Raw genomic sequence first — 17,897 nt, forward strand, 5'->3', positions numbered from 1 at the left:
TTCCCGACTTCATGGTTCCCTCCGTCTTCGTCGGCCTGGAGGAGTTCCCCCTCCTGCCCAACGGCAAGATCGACCGCTCCGCTCTGCCCGACCCTGACCCCGGCACAGGCCACGCCACCTACCGCGCTCCCTCCGGGCCCGCCGAGGAACTCGTCGCCGAGATCTGGCGCGAAGTCCTCGAGGTCTCCGACATCGGCGCGGACGACGACTTCTTCGTCCTCGGCGGCCACTCCCTCCTCGCCACCCGGGTCATCAGCCGACTGACGGCACGCACCGCAACCGACATACCTCTCCACCTCATCTTCGAGCACTCCGTACTCGCCGACCTCGCCCGCCGGCTGCCCGATCCGGCGTCCTGGTCGGCGGCGCCCACCCAGATCCAGCGCATCCGGCGCGTCAGGGGAGGAACACCCGCGGGGTGACATCCGGTTCCTTCCCTCCACTCCCGTACACCCCGCTCCGCCCATCCCACCTCCGCTCCCTACCAGACCAGGAGAAAGTGATGAAGCAGGAAGAGACAACACTCGACATCCCGGCGGCGGCCACCGGGACCGCTCACACCGCCAGGCCGTCCGCGCCCGTGCCGGACCTGTCCGACGGACCCCGGGCCAACGAGCCCGCCATGCTGGGCTTCGGAGGCTTCCTGCTGGGCTCCATCTCGCTCGCCTTCTACCTGAAGGACGTCAGCATCCCGGCCAACTCCCTGGTGGCCTCGCTGCCCATCATGGTGTTCGCCAGCACCATCATGCTGCTGATGGCCTCGGCCTGGGCGATGCGCCTGGGCGACGGGGTGTTCGCGGCGGTGTACGGCCTGTTCGGCACCTTCTGGCTCAGCTTCTCCATCCTCAGTCTCGCGCTGAACAACAACTGGATGGGAGAATTCGAGAACATCGAGCAACGTCAGGCCACCGCCAACTTCGTCCTGGTGTGGGCCATCGTGATCGTCCTCCTGACGCTGACCACCCTGCGCCTGCCGCGGGTCTTCACGCTCCTCTTCACCGTGGTCTCCGCGACCCTCCTCGTTCTGTTCGGCTCGATCGAGCAGGCCATCGACCAGACCGTCAACAACCCCCTGAAGCCGAGCGACCCCTGGCTGATCTACATCGGGATCACGACGATGTTCCTCTTCATCGCCGTCGGCATGTACGTCTTCGCGAGCTTCATGCACCGCGCGACCGGCGCCAAGAACCTCCCCCTCGGCAAGCCGCTGATCAAGAGCCGCTGACCGGCACGGCCGCTGCGTACGGACCCTTGCCGACCATGCACACGTAAAGGAGGCACGATGACCGACTACCTGCCAGACGTCGCCACCGTCCCCTTCCCCATGCCGTGCCCGGAGGACCTGCCGGGCGACGCCCCGGCCATCGCGGCAGCGGCTCCCTCCACCCTCACCGCGCTGGCCGACGGGATGGCCGGCCCGGCGTACCGGACCGCTCTCGCCGGCATGCTCGCCGCCGTCCGGACCGCTCGCGCGGATCTCGGCCCGGTGCCCAGCACGCTCGTCGTGGACGATCCGAGGGAGTCCCGGCCGAATCTGGACAACGACCTGGCGTTCGGCATCGAACGGCACCACGGCGATCCCCTCACTCTGTTCGTCGCTGCGGCCCTCAACGCCCATCTCGGCATCCTCGAGATCGCCGAGGAGCGAGGTACGGGCTTGGACGAAGCCGCGTGGCACGACCTGGTCAACGGCTTCGACACCCTGGTGCGGTGGCCGGCCGATCCCACCCGGCTGCCGGCGCCGCTGCCGGTGCCCGCCTGCGGACGGTCAGGGAAGCCGGAACCCCTCGACGGACTCCGGCGCTGGGTCCGCGGCCACCACGTCTTCATGGTGCTCGCGCAGGGCGGCACCCTCGCCGTGAACAGCCTCACGGCGGCGGCCGAGGCAGGCGACGAGGAGGTCGCCGCCACGGCGGCCGCAGTGGCCTCCCGGGTCATGTGGGCCTGCCGCGCCGCGCTCCAGTTCGCCGGGGATGCCAGCCCCGACCAGTACCAGGCGGAGATCAGACCCACCCTCATGCCACCCGTCGCGCCCCCGCAGATGAGCGGGCTGCGCTGGCGGGACCACGAGGCCCTGGTGGTCGCGCTCACCGCGTCGAGCGGAGCCTGGTCCTGGCTGGCGGAGCGCCGCCCCGACGCCCTGAGGGACTTCCGGACCGCGCTCGACGCCACGTACGAGTCGCACAAGGGTGTGTGCGGTCACTTCGTCGGCCGCCAGTCACCGAGTCTCCTCGCGACCAGCAGGTCCCATCGGCCCGCCGTCGGCGTCATCGAGCAGTTCCGGCGGCTGCGCGTGGGCACCCTGCCCGCCGTCCCGCATCCCGACCCCCACACATGACCCCCTCACCGCCACCGACCGTCCGACCGCGGCACTCCGCGCCCCACGGGCTCTGCGGAGGAACGCGCGCACTTCCCGACCGCACCACACGCACCACCACCGGTACACCCCCCAGTGACCGGTCGGAACTCACTCACATCCGAGAGGCAGGGCACTCATGACCGAGACCGCATCCACCCAGCACGGCGGGCCCGTCGAGCTCGATATGGACGGCCTGTCCCGGATTCTCTTCGGGCATGCGGCCTTCCAGTACCTCAACGCCGCCTGCGAACTGGGCCTTCCGAACCTGGTCGCCGAGAAGCAGGAACTGACCCGGGACGAGATCCGCGACGCACTCTCCCTCCAGGACCGCGCCGTCGACATCCTGCTCCTCGGATGCACCTCGCTCGGCATCCTCGTCAAGGAGGACGGACGGTACCGACTGGCCGAGGTCGTCAAGAACCTCATGGACGAGGGCGACTGGCAGCGCTTCGAGGACACCGTCGCCTTCGAGCAGTACATCGTCTACGAGGGCCAGCTCGACTTCACCGACTCGCTCCGCGAGAACCGCAACGTCGGTCTGCGCCGGGTCCGCGGCTCCGGCCGTGACCTCTACCACCGGCTCGCCGAGAACCCGCACATGGAGCAGGTGTTCTACCGCTACATGCGTTCCTGGTCGGAACTGGCCAACAAGCACCTGGTCCAGGAACTCGACCTCTCCGGCCGCCGGCACCTGCTGGACTGCGGCGGCGGTGACGCCGTCAACGCCATCGCCCTCGCCCAGGCCAACCCGGACCTCAAGGTCACCGTCTTCGAGATCCCGGCATCCGGCTCCATCGCCGAGAAGAAGATCGCCCAGGCGGGGGTCGGTGACCAGGTCTCCGTCATCACCGGCGACATGTTCCGCGACCCGCTGCCCACCGGCTGCGACGTGGTGATGTTCGCCCACCAGCTGGTCATCTGGACGCCGCAGGAGAACACCGAACTGCTGCGCCGTGCCTACGAGGTCCTGCCCGAGGGCGGCCAACTGGTCATCTTCAACTCCATGTCCAACGACGAGGGGGACGGCCCCGTCGTCGCCGCCCTCGACAGCGTCTACTTCGCCGCGCTGCCCGCCGAGGGCGGCATGATCTACTCCTGGGCCACCCACGAGCAGTGCCTGCGGGACGCCGGGTTCAGCACTCTCAAGCGCATCCCCTTCCCGGGCTGGACCCCGCACGGCGTCATCGTCGCGACCAAGTAGGCCCTCCCTCGCACGCGGATCCACCGGGCCGGCCACCACGGCGGCCCGGTGGTACACCGCCCCGCGAGACCCACCGACCACAGCAGACGCATGACGACAGAGAACCGCGACGAACAAGGAGGTGACCGCATGCTTCACCCACGACTCCGGGACGACGCCGCACGCATGCGCATGCTGCTCTACGGCCGGCTCGTCTCCCAAGCGGTGTGTACGGCGGTAGAGCTCGGTCTGCCGGAGGCACTGGCCGGCGGCCGCCGCTCGGCCGAGGACCTCGCCGACGAGGTGGCGGCGCACCCCCTCGCCCTGCGCCGACTGCTCCGCGCGCTCGTTCCCTTCGAGGTGTTCACCGAGGAGCCGGACGGCACCTTCGCGCTGACCCGCCTCGGCACGACCCTCCTGCCGGACACCCCCGGCACTGCACGCCCCAGCGCCCTCCTGCTCGCCGGTGAAGTCGGCCGCACGTGGGGCGAGTTCGGCCACGCCGTCCGGACGGGCGACTCGGCGTTCACCCTGCTCCACGACTGCGCACTCTTCGAGCACCTGGAGCGGCGACCGGATCGGCGCGAGGTCTTCGACCGCTCCCAGGAGGCCGGACTGCGACTGGAACTGGACGAAATCTTCGACGCGGTCACCTTCGACCGGTACCCGACGATCGTGGACGTCGGCGGTGGAAACGGCCATCTGATGTGCGAACTGCTGCAGCGCACCCCGGGCAGCACCGGCAGTGTGGTCGACCTGCCCGGGACCGTGCAGCTCGCGGAGAAACGCATCGTGGAAGCAGGCCTCACCGACCGTTGCACCGCCGTCGCAGGAGACTTCTTCAGCGGTGTCACACCCGGCGCGGACCTCTACATCCTCAGCCACATCCTGCACGACTGGGGTGACGACAGCGCGGTATCCATCCTCCGCACCTGCGTCGACGCCATGCCCGCGCACGGGCGGGTCATGGTGATCGACCTGCTCACCGACGCTGCCGCGGACGACCGGGGCGGACGTCACCGGCTTCCCGCGCTCATGGACCTCTACATGCTCTCCCTCTTCGGAGCGGCGGGCGGGCAGGAGCGCACCGGCGAAGAGTTCACCGCGCTGCTCACGGCCGCCGGACTGGAACCGGAGGAGACCAGGGTGCTGCCCAGTGGCATGGGCGTCATCACGGCCCGCCCACACGTCACCTGACGGGTGACCCACTCCGTCCGACGGGTCGTCGGCACCTGCCCGGTTTCTGATCCGCCGGCACCGCCCGGACGCCGGTGCGGTGTGCCACGACCCGTCGCCCCCCGGGGCCGAAAACCGCTCCCAGGGCGGCCATGGACCGTTCAGATGGGCGTACCACCCTTTCGTCTCCGGATAGGCACTCCCACATGATTCACGACTCCACCGCCGCCCCGCCCGCCCGCGCCGGCAAGCGCGAATGGACGGCCCTCGGCGTCCTCGCCTTACCGGCGCTGCTCATCAGCCTCGACAACACGGTGCTCCACCTGGCAGTTCCACATCTCAGCGGGAGCATCGAGCCCAGCGGACTGCAACTGCTGTGGATCGTCGACATCTACAGCTTTCTGATCGCCGGTCTGCTGATCATCGCGGGCACGCTCGGTGACCGGTTCGGCCGACGTCGGCTGCTGCTGGTCGGGGCGGCCGGCTTCGGACTGGCCTCCGTGCTCACGGCGTTCTCCTCCAGCGCGGAGATGCTGATCGTCAGCCGGGCTCTGCTCGGCATCGCAGGGGCGACCCTGATGCCGTCCTCGATGTCCCTGATACGCAACATGTTCCTGGACTCGCGACAGCGGTCCGTCGCCTTCAGCGTCTGGATCGCCTGCTTCCTGGTGGGAGGGGCTCTCGGTCCTCTGGTCGGCGGTGCGATGCTGGAACACTTCTGGTGGGGATCGGTCTTCCTGCTGAGCGTGCCGGCCATGGTGCTGCTGCTGGTACTGGGACCGGTACTGCTCCCCGAGTACAGGGACCCGAACCCCGGCAGGATCGACCCGGCGAGCGTACTGCTGCTGGTGGTATCCCTGCTGGCGACGGTGTACGGGCTCAAGGTGCTGGCGGGCAAGGGGTTCGACGTCCTGCCGGTGGTGCTGCTTCTCGCCGGGCTGGCTCTGGCCGTGGTGTTCGCCGTACGCCAGCGGCGTCTCACCCATCCTCTGCTGGACCCCGCCCTGTTCCGTGAGCGCACCTTCTCCGTCTCCCTCACCACCATGAGTCTCGCCCTCTTCGTGATGTCGGGATCGCAGTTCTTCGTCGCGCAGTATCTCCAGATGGTCGTGGGGCTGTCACCGTTGGAGACCGGCCTGGCGTCCCTGCCCGGAAGTGTCGGCGGGGTGGCCGGTGCCCTGCTGGCCCCGGTGGCACTGCGCTGGATGCGGTCCGCGTACGTCATGACGGTGGGACTCGCGATGGCCGTGATCGGTTTCGCCGTACTGACCCAGGTCGATACGGAGAACGGGCTCGTCCCGGTGATGATCGCGCTCGGGATGCTCAACTTCGGTGTGGCACCGACCATCGCGCTCGGCACCGACATGATGATCGAGTCCGCGCCGCCGGAGAAGGCCGGGGCCGTCTCCGCGATCTCCGAGACCTGCCAGGAACTCGGCCTGGGCATGGGCATCGCGATCCTCGGCAGCGTGGGGACCGCCGTGTACCGCGCCGAGGTCTCGGACACCCTGCCCGCCGGCGTGGCCGCCCGGGCCCAGGACACCATCGGATCGGCCGTGTACGAGGCCGGGAGACTTCCGGACGAGGTCGGCGCGGCGGTCCTCGCCGCGGCCCGCGAGGCGTTCACCGACAGTCTCTTCTACGTCAGCGTGATCTGCGTGGTGGTCACCCTGTTGGTCGTGGTGACCATCGCGGTGCTGCGCCCCACGACAGGGGGCAACCGTCACGGCCTGGACGACGCCGATGAGTTGGACGGCCGCGGTGCCGCCGGGGGTGCGTCGCGTACCGGTCCCTGACCGGATCGGCGCGTCGGTGCGTGATGCCCCCGCCGGACGGCGGAACCGGATGACCGGAGCCATCGACCGGCATATCGGCCGGTGCCGCCGTTCGGATCCGCCGAGCTCTCCCGCCGGGCTGCGGGTGCCGGCCTGCCGACCCGTCTCACCGAGCGGCGCCGCCGGGCCGGTTCACCCGATGGGGGCGGGACCGCGCGCTGCACACTCCCTGCGCCGGGCGGCGATCGCGCGCGGGCGCTGTCGGAACCCGCCGCCTTCCGGACATCACTTCACCGTGAGGTGGGCCAAGGGCTGTCCCGCACTTCCCGGTGGATCGGCGTGCGGCGTCAGATGCGGGGCATCGCAAGGCGGAGGGACGTCCGCATACTGGATGTATGTGGACGTTCCGACAACGCGGCGAGGTGCCGTAGCTGTCGTCGCGCGCCCGCCGGGAATTGCGGAACAGCCCTTACCGGCGGGTAGTGGCCGTCCAGGCGTCCATCTCGCATCCCGCGCTCCCGGGTCGAGCGGATTCCCGTATTCCGCCTGTGAAAGGAGACCTGGTGAACACCGTCCGGCCCGGGATTCCTTCAGGATTGAAACATCATCAAAACTGACACGTTTCGACACCCCCGGTATGACGTAGGCTTCCGATCTGCCGATGTCGGGCCAGTCGGTGAACGTTTGAGATCGAGTTGTGCCCAATTCCTGTGAGAAGCAAGGAGTCGCGTCAATGTCTGAACTGAACCGCCGGGGATTACTCACTCGTGCCGGACTTGTCGGGGCCGGTCTGGTCTCGGCGGACCTCTTAGCCGGAGGTGGCACCGCGGCCGCGGCAGGGAGGAGCGCCGGAGAATGTTCACCGGCGTTCGGCTCCATCACCGTGCAGCCCGGGGACTCCCGGTACGACAGCTTCATGCGCGCGCACAACACCCGCTTCAGCAACCGGCCGGACCAGGTCACCATCGCGACCTCCGCGGCCCAGGTCGCCGAGGCGCTCGGCCGCGCCGTCGCGGCCGGCCAGCAGGTGGCCGTCCGCTCCGGCGGCCACTGCCTGGAGAACTTCACGACCTACTCCGGGGTCAAGCACCTCATCGACCTCTCGCAGATGTCGGACGTCTACTACGACGAGCGCCGGTGCGCCTTCGCCGTGGGCCCCGGCGCGATCGTGGCCCCGACGCAGAACACGCTCTTCAAGGGCTGGGGCGTGACGATACCCTCGGCGGGCTGCTCGGAAGTGGGCCTCGGCGGGCACATACTCGGCGGCGGCTACAACTTCTTCTCCCGTATCCACGGAATCGCCGTCGACCACCTCTACGCCGTCGAGGTGGTCGTGGTGGGCGCCGACGGGCAGCCCCGCGTCGTCGTGGCGACCAGCCGGGCGGACGACCCCAACCGCGACCTGTGGTGGGCACACACGGGCGGTGGCGGCGGCAACTTCGGGATCGTGACGCGGTACTGGATGCGTACGCCCGGTGTGGTCTCCACCGACCCCCGTCAGCTCCTGCCCCGTGGCTCGAACCAGCGGGTCCGGAACGTGCAGTGGTCGTGGGACAACCTGTCGCCGCAGGCGTTCAGGACGCTCGTGCGCAACTACTCCCAGTGGTACGAGCGGAACAGCGCCCCCGGAGCCAAGGAGGTCCAGGTATGGGCCTCCTTCTCCGCCTCGCACCAGGCCGCCGGTGTCATCGGCCTGATGGCCGGTGTCTCGAAGGACGTCCCGGGGGGCGAGGCCCTGCTCGACGGGCTCTTCGAGGCCACCACCGCCGGAGCCGGTGTCACCGCCGTCTCCGACTCGCGGTACGAACTGCCGTGGCTCGACCGTGACAACTGGTACTGGGGTCCCCCCGGACGCCAGAAGGACAAGACCTCGGACCTCAAGAAGAGCTACTCCGACGAGCAGTTGGACACGATCTACACCTACCTGACCGACGACTCGATCAGCAATCCGGGCGCCCAGGTGAATCTGGCCGCCCTCGGTGGGAAGATCAACTCGGTTCGCTCCGACGCGACCGCCTACGTCCACCGGGACTCGATCCTGCGCGTCTACTTCACCCCCGGTGTGTGGCGCGAGGAGGCCGACGACGCCACCCACGTCGGGTGGGTGCGCAAGCTCTACCGTGACGTCTACCGCAACACCGGCGGTGTTCCGGTGCCCGACGCGGACAACGCCGGCGCGTACATCAACTACCCGGACGTCGACCTCGCCGACCCGGAGTGGAACACCTCCACCACCCCGTGGCACGGCCTGTACTACGGCGCCAACTACGCGCGGCTCCAGCGGGTCAAGGCGGCCTACGACCCGCGTGACGTGTTCCGCCACGCGCTGTCGATCCGTCCCGCCTGATCCGGCATCGGCACGGTGTGCCCGCCGGGCGGCCTCGTCCGGCGGGCACACCGCACCCCCAGGTGAGGGAGCCCGCCTCGCCCGGCTGTCCCGCGACGTCCGGTGGATCAGTGCGTGGCGTCGGACGCGGTGCGCCGCACGGTCGAGGGGCGTCCGCCTACCGGGCGTACGGGGACGTCCCGGCGACGTGGCGAGGTGCCGTGGCTGCCGCCGCGCGCCTGCCGGGAGTTGCGGGACGGCCCCGGGCAGGCGTCCCGGTGCGTCCGGCGCGGGGAGCGCGCGGCCGATCGTAAGAGCCGCCGGATTGTCCGGTGGGCGCTTCCGGGAAATGCGCCCCTTTCCTTCCGCCGTGCCGCCTTCTTTCGGCCGGAGGAATGCGAACGGGGGGCCCGGGACCGCCTTGACACCCCGTTCCTGTCATGAGTTCGTTTGTGCTTCACAGAAAGTCTTCGAGCGCCCCGGTACGCCTTCAGCCCCGCACTTCCGCACCGGACCCTGGCGGGCTCGACGGTGGTCCGGCCGAGCACCCGGGGCCAGGATGTCGCAGACAACAGGGAGATGAGAGATGACTGCCGAGATGTCCGGCGTCGACAATGTCGCGAGTTTCTACGAGGGCCTCGGCCAGGTTCTCAATATCGCCTGGGGTGAGAACCTGCATTACGGCTACTGGGAGAACGACGCCGACGACAGCACGGTCGACGTCGCCACGGCCCGCCTCACCGACCTGCTGATCAGCATGCTCGACCCCGCGCCCGGTGCCTCCGTCCTCGACATCGGCTGCGGTGTCGGCAAACCCGCCCTGCAGCTCGTCGCGGCCAGGAAGACGCATGTCACCGGCATCGATGTCAGCGACGTCGAGGTGGAGCAGGCCACCGAGCGCGCCGCCCGCGCGGGCCGGTCCGAACTGGCCACCTTCCGGAACGCGGATGTGATGGAGCTGCCTTTCGGAGACGACTCGTTCGACGGTGCCTGGGCGGTCGAGTCGCTGCTCCACGTGCCGGACCGGAGCCGCGCGCTCGCCGAGACGGCCAGGGTGCTGCGTCCCGGCGGGCGTCTGGTGATCGCCGACACCGTCGAGCGCCCACCGGTGGGTCCTGAGGCCCGCGCGGTGCTCGACGAGATCTGCGCCGCGTACCACGTGAGCGCCTACGCCACCGCCGACGAGTACAGCGGACTGCTCACCGCGAGCGGGTTCGTCGACATCGACATCCGCGACATCAGCGACAAGGTCGCCCGGACAGGGATGATCATGGCCGATGCCGTCGAGGCCCGGCGCGAAGAACTGGCGCGGATCGACGGGCCGGAGCCGGTCGACCAGTACATCGGCCTCATGCGCCGGGCGGCGGCCAGCCCGGACATCGGGTACCTGGTGATCGCCGCGACGCTGGACCCCGCGTCCGGCTCCTGATCACCGCCGCTGCGCGCCGGGCCGCCCTGCACCCCGCCGTCTCGTGGGGTGCAGGGCGGCCCGGCGCGCGTGCGGGTACCGGAGCCCGGCCGGGACGGCGCAGACCCGCCGTCCCGGCCGGGGAGCGGACCGCTGTCAGCGCCCCTGACCGTGAACGGTGCCCGTCACCGGTAACCGGACGCGTCGGCGGGCTTGCCCGCCTCCTCCACCTCGACCAGATAGCGCCAGCAGTCGGGCCGCGAGCCGTCGAGGTCGGTGAAGCCGTACTCCTGCGCGAGCTGCCCGCTGGACACCGACTGGCCGTTCCAGCGTGCGACCTCCGCGTCACCCGCGAGCGCCGCGACCGCCCGGCCCACGTACGACGGGCTCTCCGAGATGCAGAAGTGCGGCACCTCGGTCAGCGCGTCGCGCCAGGTCTCCTCCGTGACGCCGAGCGTCTCGAGCATCATCTCCGAACGCATCCAGCCCGGTGTGAGCGTCACCGCCGTCCCGCCGTACGACTTCAGCTCGTGGGCGAGCACATATCCCATACGCAGCACGCTGTTCTTGACCAGGTCGTAGAAGTACGAATTGCGGTAGTGGCTGCCGTTGTAGTCGGAGGTGCCGTCGGTCATCTCCACCACGAGCCCGCCGGGCCGGCGCACCAGGAGCGGCAGCAGGAAGTGGCTGGAGATCGCATGCGTGTCCATGCCGAGCCGCATCAGCCGGAGGCCGTTGTCCAGATCGTGTTCCCACACCTTCTTGTCGAACTCGAACAGCCGCTCACCGCCCCAGACGTCGTTGACCAGCACGTCGAGCCGCCCCTGCTCGGCGTCGACGCGCTCGGCGAGCGCACGTACCTGCTCGGGCACCAGATGGTCGGTCGGGACCGCGATACCCGTCCCGCCCGCCTCGGTGACCAGCTCCGCGGTGTCCTCGATCGTCTCGGACCGGTTGTACTCCGAGCGGCGTTCCCGGGTCGTACGGCCGGTGACGTAGACCGTCGCACCGGCCGCGCCCAGTTGGACGGCGATGGCTCGTCCGGCTCCCCGGGTCGCACCCGCGACCAGTGCGATCTTCCCCTGGAGGTCCGGAGCTGGTGTGTCGGACATGAGTCCCATGGAGTTCCCTCATCTGTCTGTGCGGTTCCGGCCCGCGTTCGTCCTCGACGCGAGCGGCTTCACACCATGATCACCTCTTAACCCGACAACCCTTGTCGTCTTTTTCGGCCGTTCTGTGCGAGCGCGGCGGAAAGGGCGGGCCACCGCGCGACCGGACGAGCCGTCGGCCGCGTCGTCGGGAGAGGACCCCGTCGGCGCCGCCCGGTGGGACTCCATCCCGTGGATGCCCCGCGCGCCTCACGGGGAGAGGAGCGCGGGGCTACGGTGTCAGCACGATCCTGCCGAGGACCGGCGCGTCACCGAGGCCCGGACGCCGCCGGGCGGACCGGCCCGGACGTCGGTGGACCGGTCACGGCCGACCTCGCCGGGGACGTGTCACCCGACTGGGGACGCGTACCCGGCCGTGGTCTGAGGGCTGTCCCGCAATCCCCGTTCGATCAGCGTGCGGCGTCGGATACGGGGCTCCGCACGGCGGAGGGACGTCCGCATGCTGGATGTACGGGGACGTCACGACGGCGCGGCGTGGTGCCGTAGCCGTCGTCGCGCGCCCGCCGTGAAGCGCGGGGCAGCCCTCAGCGGGAAGCGCCGTGTCGGTACGGGTCAGCCCTTAGCATGCCGCGTATGGCCATCACACTCGAGAACGTCGGAATCGCCGTGCGCGACCTCGAAGCAACCATCTCCTTCTTCACCGACCTCGGTCTCACGGTCGTCGGCCGTGACACGGTCAGTGGTGAGTGGGCCGACACCGCCGTCGGCCTGGACGGCAATCACGTCAACATCGCGATGCTCCGGACACCCGACGGGCACGGCTGCCTCGAGCTTTTCGAGTACATCCACCCCGAAGCGATCGAGTCGGAGCCCACTCGCCCCAACGAGATCGGCATGCACCGCGTCGCCTTCTCGGTCGACGACCTCGACCAAGCCCTCGAGACAGCCGCACGGCACGGATGCCACCCGCTGCGCGGGGTGGCGACCTACGAGGACGTCTACAAGCTCACGTACGTCCGCGGTCCCAGCGGCATTCTCGTCATGCTCGCCGAGGAGCTGAAGAACAACTGACGGACGATCGCGCCCGTGGCCCGTGAGGACACCCGGTTGTCGACGGGGCTGGGAGGACTGCCCGTAGGGCGTGTGCGCCGGTCGCGCGAAGGTGAGCCGTGGACCGGCCGAGCGGCGCCGCGTGCTGCTCGCGCCCCTGAAAACACGTGGACGCCGTTCGCTCGGCCACGGGAGACTCTTCTCTTCGGATCTCTTGCCACGGACGCCCGGCGAGCACGTGGGCCGGCACGGAGGAGCGCCCTCGCGGGAGGCCTCTCCCACCTGGCGGAGCCCGGAGCAACTGCCCGCGAACGGACGTGAGGTCGGTATGGGATCGCAGCAGTTCCGCAGGGCCCGACCGGGTGGAGGCCCGGTCCGTATCGCTCTCCGCCACTACCTCCGGGAGCTCTCCCGCCAGCGTGGACTCTCCGTTCCTGCGCTCGCGCTCCCGGCCCTCGGCAACATCGGCATCACATACGTCGCGCCCCTGGTCGTCGCCAAGCTCGTGGGCCGCATCGCCGACGACGGCCCCCTCGGCATCCGCGACGCGCTTCCCTACGTCGGCGTGTTCGCAGGCGTACTCCTTCTGGCGGAAACTCTCTGGCGGCTCGGGTTGCACTGCCTCAACCGCGTCGACGCCCGTGGCATCGAGCACCTGTACGTCATCGGCATGGACGAACTGTTCGCAAAGGACGCCGCGTTCTTCCAGGACAACTTCGCCGGGTCACTGACCAAGCGGGTACTGAGTTTCGCCTCGCGCTTCGAGGAGTTCGTCGACACCCTCACGTTCAACGTCGTCGGAAGCCTGGCCCCGCTGCTGTTCGGCACGGTGATCCTCTGGAGCTACGACCCGTTGCTCGTGGCCGGGCTCCTGATCATGATCACGGTCACGGCGTTGTGCGCCGCTCCTCTCATCCGCCGCCGCCAGAAACTGGTCAACCGCCGAGAGGACGCGATCGCCCGCGTGTCGGGCCATGTGTCCGACGCACTCATGAACATGGACACCGTGCGCGCGTTCGCCGCCGAGGAGCGCGAGGCCGCCGAACACCGGGCACGGGTCGCGGAGTCCCGTCGGCTGACGCTGCGCTCCTGGGACTACGGAAACCTCCGGATCGACACCCTCGTCGCGCCGCTCTCCGTCCTGACCAACGGGCTGGGTCTGCTCCTCGCCCTCGGTATCGGCGCCGGCGGCGGCAGCGTCGAGGCGATCGTGGTCGCCTTCACGTACTACACCGGTTCCACCCGCATCATGTTCGAGTTCAACCAGATCTACCGCCGCCTCGAGAGCTCGATGACCGAGGCGGCCCAGTTCACCGAGCTGCTGCTCACCCCGCCCACCGTGCTCGACCCGGTGGCACCCGAACCGCTGGACCCCCGGTCCGCGGACGTCCGCTTCGAACGCGTCACCTTCGCGCACGACGGGGGCGCCCCCATCTTCGACGGGCTGGAACTGGACGTGCCCAGCGGAGCGAGGATCGGCCTCGTCGGACGTTCCGGCGGCGGCAAGACCACGCTCACCCGGCTCCTGCTGAGGATGGCCGACGTCCAGTCCGGCCGCATCCTGGTCGGAGGCCAGGACATCAGCCGCCTGCGCCAGTCCGACCTACGGAGCCTGATCGCGTACGTCCCCCAGGAACCCGCCATGTTCCACCGCACCCTGCGGGAGAACATCCGCTTCGCACGCCCGGACGCCACGGAAGCGGAGATCCGCGCAGCCGCCGACGCGGCACACGTCACGGAGTTCGCCGACAACCTGCCGGCGGGCTTCGACACGATGGTGGGGGAGCGTGGCGTGAAACTCTCCGGCGGGCAGCGGCAGCGGGTCGCCCTGGCCCGTGCGATCCTGCGCGACGCGCCGATCCTCCTGCTGGACGAGGCGACCAGCGCGCTGGACTCCGAGAGCGAGACCCTCGTGCAGCAGGCCCTGTGGCAACTGATGGAGGGCCGGACCGCGCTGGTCGTCGCGCACCGCCTGAGCACCGTGGCGGCCATGGACCACCTCATCGTGCTCGACCGCGGCCGCATCGTCGAGCAGGGTACGCACCACCAACTGCTGCGTACCGACGGCGCCTACGCCAGGCTCTGGCACCACCAGTCCGGCGGGTTCCTCGTCGACTCCGTCGCCGGAGGGCCCGCGGACGTGCCCGGACCGCGCTGACGGCCCGGCGCTCCGGGCCGAAGGAGCCGACCTCCTCGGAGTGGCAGGAGAGCGGGGCGCAGAGGCCGGGCAACGCTGCGGGGCTCCCACAGGACCGTGGGAGCCCCGCGCCGTGCGGACAGGCGGGGCCTCAGCCCAGCGGTTCGATACGGATGTCCCGGAACCTCACCTTGTTGCCGTGGTCCTGGAGGCGGATGGCCCCGGCCGACGGCCCCTCCGGCCGGCCCGCGCCGGTCGGTCCGTCGATCGCGACGTCGTCGTGCACCGTCCGGCCGTTCCACACGACCGTGACCCGCGCATCGGCGGTCTTGCGGCCGCTGTCGTCGAAGCGCGCGGCGCGGAAGGTGATGTCGTACGTCTGCCAGGTCTCCGGGGCGGTGGCCGCGTTGATGTCCGGCGCCTTCTTCTGGTAGATCGCCCCCGCCTCGTTCGTGTCCGGAGTGGTGTCGCCGTAGGAGTCGAGGATCTGCAGCTCGTAGCGGTCCTGGAGGTAGACACCGCTGTTGCCCCGGTCCTGTCCGGTCACGTCGTCGGGGAGCAGGGGCACCCGGAACTGCAGGCTCAGCCTGAAGTCCTGGTAGGCGTCCTTGGTGCGGATGTCACCGCAGCACACCTCCATCGACCGCTCGGCGGACAGCGGCCACTGGACGCGGCGGCCGTCCGTGTGCTGCCACTGGTCCTGCGAGCCGCCGGTACCGTCGAAGAGGGGGACGGGCTCCCCGTGGGGGCGCACGGTGATCAGGTCGAGGTTGACGTGACCGGCGTCACCGGCATCGAAACGGTACGAGACGGTGTTGGGTCCGGCGTGCAGGCGGACCCGCTCGGTCCGCGTCGCCCAGTCGTCCCAGGTGCCGGTCGAGGTGAGCGGGATCTGTCTCAGCTTCTGCCCGTTGACGTAGAGCGAAAGGGACTTGGTGCCCTGGTAGGGGTTGGGCCCGTTGGCGTATCGGAGGTTCACGTCGTAGTCGCCGACCGCGGGGACGGTGACGTCGAAGGTCGTGGCGGCCTTGCCCTCGGTGTTGTAGCGGTCGACGAAGCCGCTGCCCGAGTAACCGGGATGGTCCTTGTTGATTCCGGCCGTCCCGGTGAGCCGTGCCTCCTCCGCCTCGTACAGGGTGGCCGGGGGCGGCTGCTTGCCCGGCAGGGCGTTCAGCGTGTACCACGCTTCGGTGCTCCACAGCGCCTCGCCCGACGCGGAGGCGAAGGGGCGCGGAGACCGCAGGTGCACCACCCGCCCGGGCTTGAGCCCGTCGAGCCGCAGACGTACGGTACGGCCGTCGTCGGCGAGTGCCGCGGAGCGCACGGCGAGCCGCTCCTCGGCGATCTTCGGGCCGCCGTAGTCGGAGGTCGGGGTGTAGCGCCACTGCTCCGCCCGGTAGCGGGTGGCCAGTTGTGCCGCGGTGTCCGATGACAGCGGCTGGGTGTACTCGAGGTCGAAGCCTCCCGGGACCGCCCGCATCTCCTTGATGTCGAAGGTGTTGCCGCCGTTCGGTGTGAGTTTCTGCAGACCGAACTTCAGCTTCCCTTCCTGGCCCCAGTTGCCGTCGGCGCCGAGGCCGCCGGTGTAGAGGGCGCCGTCGGGTCCCATGGTGACGCGGTTGACGCCGGCTTCGAGCCCCTGGGTGTAGCGGAACACGGCCCCCTGGTACTCACCCTTCACCTTCTCCAGGTACGCACGCTGGAGTCCGCCGTAGGTGACGTCGCCGATCAGCATCTGACCGGCGAACCGGCCCTTCGTCAACTGCAGAGGCGTGCTCGGGGAGTTGGCTATCTCGTTCTGCGGAAGCCAGAGCACGGGCTGGGAGACGGGCCGGCTGTCGAACGGGCCTGACGGCTCCGTGTAGTGGTTGAAGAAGCGGTCCTGCCTGATGTGGACGAGCTTCGACGCGGGGAGCCAGCCACCCTGGTTGTCGGTGGTGAAGATGTCACCGCCGGGGCCCCAGCCGATCCCGTTCGGTGTCCGCAGGCCACCCGCGACCGGCTGGATCCTGCCGGTCTTCCGGTTGACCTTGTACGTCGTGCCCCGGCCCGGTGCCGGCTGCGGAGTGGTGGTCGCACCGCCGTAGTTGATGGCCACGGACAGGTTGACGTAGAAGTATCCGTCCCGGTAGAGCAGGCCGAAGGCGAACTCGTGGAAGTTGCCGCCGTAGGGCCAGGTGGCCACCGTGCGGTACTCGTCGGTGACGGAGTCCTTGTCCGTGTCGACGAGTTGGGTCAGCTCGTACTTCTGTGAGACGTACAGCGATCCGTCGACGTACTTGATGCCCATCGGCTCCCGCAGGCCGCTCGCGACCTTCTTCACCGTCACCTTGTCACGGCTGGTGTCACCGGTGACATGGTCGAGGAGGTACACCTCCCCGGTCCGGTTGTCCGTACCGCCCCACGTGGAGAGCGCCAGACGTCCGTCGGGAAGCCAGTCCATACCGGTGACCTGGGGTTCGAAGCCGTCCGGGCGCAGGTCGGTGAGATCGAGGTCGGGGCGTACGCCGGCGAGCGGCAGGCCGTCACCGGGACTGTCCGCCCCCGATTCGCATTCCTTGCGGCCCGGCGCGGTGACCCGGACGACCCCGGCGTCGGTGCTCAGGGACTCACGCGGGACGACGGTGAAGTCACTCGCACCCGGTGGCCGCCAGGCGAGGGTGAGCTGCTGTCCGCCGCCTGCCTCGAAGTAGTCGATGCGGAACGGGTGCGAGCCGGCGCTGAGCTGCACGGACCCGTCCTTGGGCTCGGCACCGTGCAGGCCGTCGTGGTCGATGACCTCCCGGTCGTCGACGGTGAGGCGCGAGCCGTCGTCGCTGGTGAGCCGGAAGGCGTACGTGCCGTCGGCGGGTACGACCAGGTAGCCGGAGGCCTGGGCCATGAAGTTGTCGGCGTAACCCCCGAAGTCGGCGACCGTGGACCAGTCCACGGTGGGCATCAGCTTGTCGTGGTTGGGCGTCTGGCCCGGCTTGAGCGTGCACAGCGTGCTGAGTGGCACCTGGGTGTCGAAGACGCGAAGCGTGACGCCCGGTTCCTGGGGCGGAATCTCATCGGGTGCGGCGGCCGCCGGGAGGGCGGTCCAGACGCCTCCCGCCAGGAGGCTTCCGACGAGCACTGCGGTGAGTCGTCTTCGGGCACGTGGGAACAGCCGTGGATGCATCGGTCCTCCAGAAGGGGGTCGCACTCCGGTGGGGCTGAACGAATCCGCGAAACAGCAGAACGCCTGCGGTTGCGCCGCCACGCTAAGGACTTCTGCCGAGGAAGTCCATACTTTGTCATCTCAGAACTCAAAGTCACGTGAGCGCAGCGGAGTTCGAGGAACGGGTCCTGCGGCTGCCGACGCGGGCCGGGCGGGTGGGAGGCGGCACGGGACAGCA

At 69.6% G+C, this 17,897-nt stretch carries 12 protein-coding genes; 10 read left to right on the forward strand and 2 right to left on the reverse strand.

Annotated elements, in window-relative coordinates:
* From BA175_RS05615 to BA175_RS05650, 8 genes are all read left to right on the forward strand, one after another.
* The coding region (locus tag BA175_RS05615; protein ID WP_175420747.1) for a phosphopantetheine-binding protein at window positions 1-422 on the forward strand (422 nt) is incomplete at its 5' end.
* 80 nt (window positions 423-502) lie between these two features.
* Window positions 503-1,225, forward strand: a complete 723-nt coding sequence (locus BA175_RS05620; protein WP_069170076.1) for a GPR1/FUN34/YaaH family transporter — start codon at window positions 503-505, stop codon at window positions 1,223-1,225.
* Window positions 1,226-1,282: 57 nt separating this feature from the next.
* On the forward strand, window positions 1,283-2,338 hold the full coding sequence (locus BA175_RS05625; RefSeq protein ID WP_069170077.1) for a hypothetical protein: 1,056 nt from the start codon (window positions 1,283-1,285) through the stop codon (window positions 2,336-2,338).
* A 157-nt stretch (window positions 2,339-2,495) separates the two neighbouring features.
* Window positions 2,496-3,560, forward strand: a complete 1,065-nt coding sequence (locus BA175_RS05630) for a methyltransferase (protein ID WP_069170078.1) — start codon at window positions 2,496-2,498, stop codon at window positions 3,558-3,560.
* Between the two features lie 129 nt (window positions 3,561-3,689).
* Window positions 3,690-4,736, forward strand: a complete 1,047-nt coding sequence (locus BA175_RS05635) for a methyltransferase (protein WP_069170079.1) — start codon at window positions 3,690-3,692, stop codon at window positions 4,734-4,736.
* A 185-nt stretch (window positions 4,737-4,921) separates the two neighbouring features.
* Window positions 4,922-6,511 (forward strand): MFS transporter, encoded by a 1,590-nt coding sequence (locus BA175_RS05640; protein WP_069170080.1) that lies wholly within the window; start codon window positions 4,922-4,924, stop codon window positions 6,509-6,511.
* 895 nt (window positions 6,512-7,406) lie between these two features.
* On the forward strand, window positions 7,407-8,837 hold the full coding sequence (locus BA175_RS05645; protein WP_069170347.1) for an FAD-binding oxidoreductase: 1,431 nt from the start codon (window positions 7,407-7,409) through the stop codon (window positions 8,835-8,837).
* 565 nt (window positions 8,838-9,402) lie between these two features.
* Entirely contained in the window at window positions 9,403-10,245 is an 843-nt protein-coding gene (locus BA175_RS05650) for a methyltransferase domain-containing protein (protein WP_069170081.1), read from the forward strand.
* 164 nt (window positions 10,246-10,409) lie between these two features.
* Here BA175_RS05650 and BA175_RS05655 read toward each other — a convergent pair whose 3' ends face one another.
* Window positions 10,410-11,336: an SDR family oxidoreductase gene (locus tag BA175_RS05655; RefSeq protein WP_438947311.1), complete on the reverse strand. Its 927-nt coding sequence runs from the start codon at window positions 11,334-11,336 to the stop codon at window positions 10,410-10,412.
* 630 nt (window positions 11,337-11,966) lie between these two features.
* On the opposite strand from BA175_RS05655, the gene BA175_RS05660 reads away from it, so the two are divergent.
* Both BA175_RS05660 and BA175_RS05665 read left to right on the forward strand, forming a co-directional pair.
* Entirely contained in the window at window positions 11,967-12,404 is a 438-nt protein-coding gene (locus BA175_RS05660; protein WP_069170348.1) for a VOC family protein, read from the forward strand.
* 307 nt (window positions 12,405-12,711) lie between these two features.
* The gene (locus BA175_RS05665; protein ID WP_069170083.1) at window positions 12,712-14,541 is read left to right on the forward strand and encodes an ABC transporter ATP-binding protein; all 1,830 of its coding nucleotides are present in this window, start codon (window positions 12,712-12,714) and stop codon (window positions 14,539-14,541) included.
* Window positions 14,542-14,671: 130 nt separating this feature from the next.
* On the opposite strand, the gene BA175_RS05670 is transcribed toward BA175_RS05665, so the two are convergent.
* Window positions 14,672-17,680, reverse strand: a complete 3,009-nt coding sequence (locus BA175_RS05670; RefSeq protein ID WP_069170084.1) for a family 16 glycoside hydrolase — start codon at window positions 17,678-17,680, stop codon at window positions 14,672-14,674.
* Between the last annotated feature and the right edge of the window lie 217 nt (window positions 17,681-17,897).

The organism is Streptomyces griseus (genome assembly GCF_001715295.1).
Taxonomy (GTDB): Bacteria; Actinomycetota; Actinomycetes; order Streptomycetales; family Streptomycetaceae; genus Streptomyces; species Streptomyces griseus_G.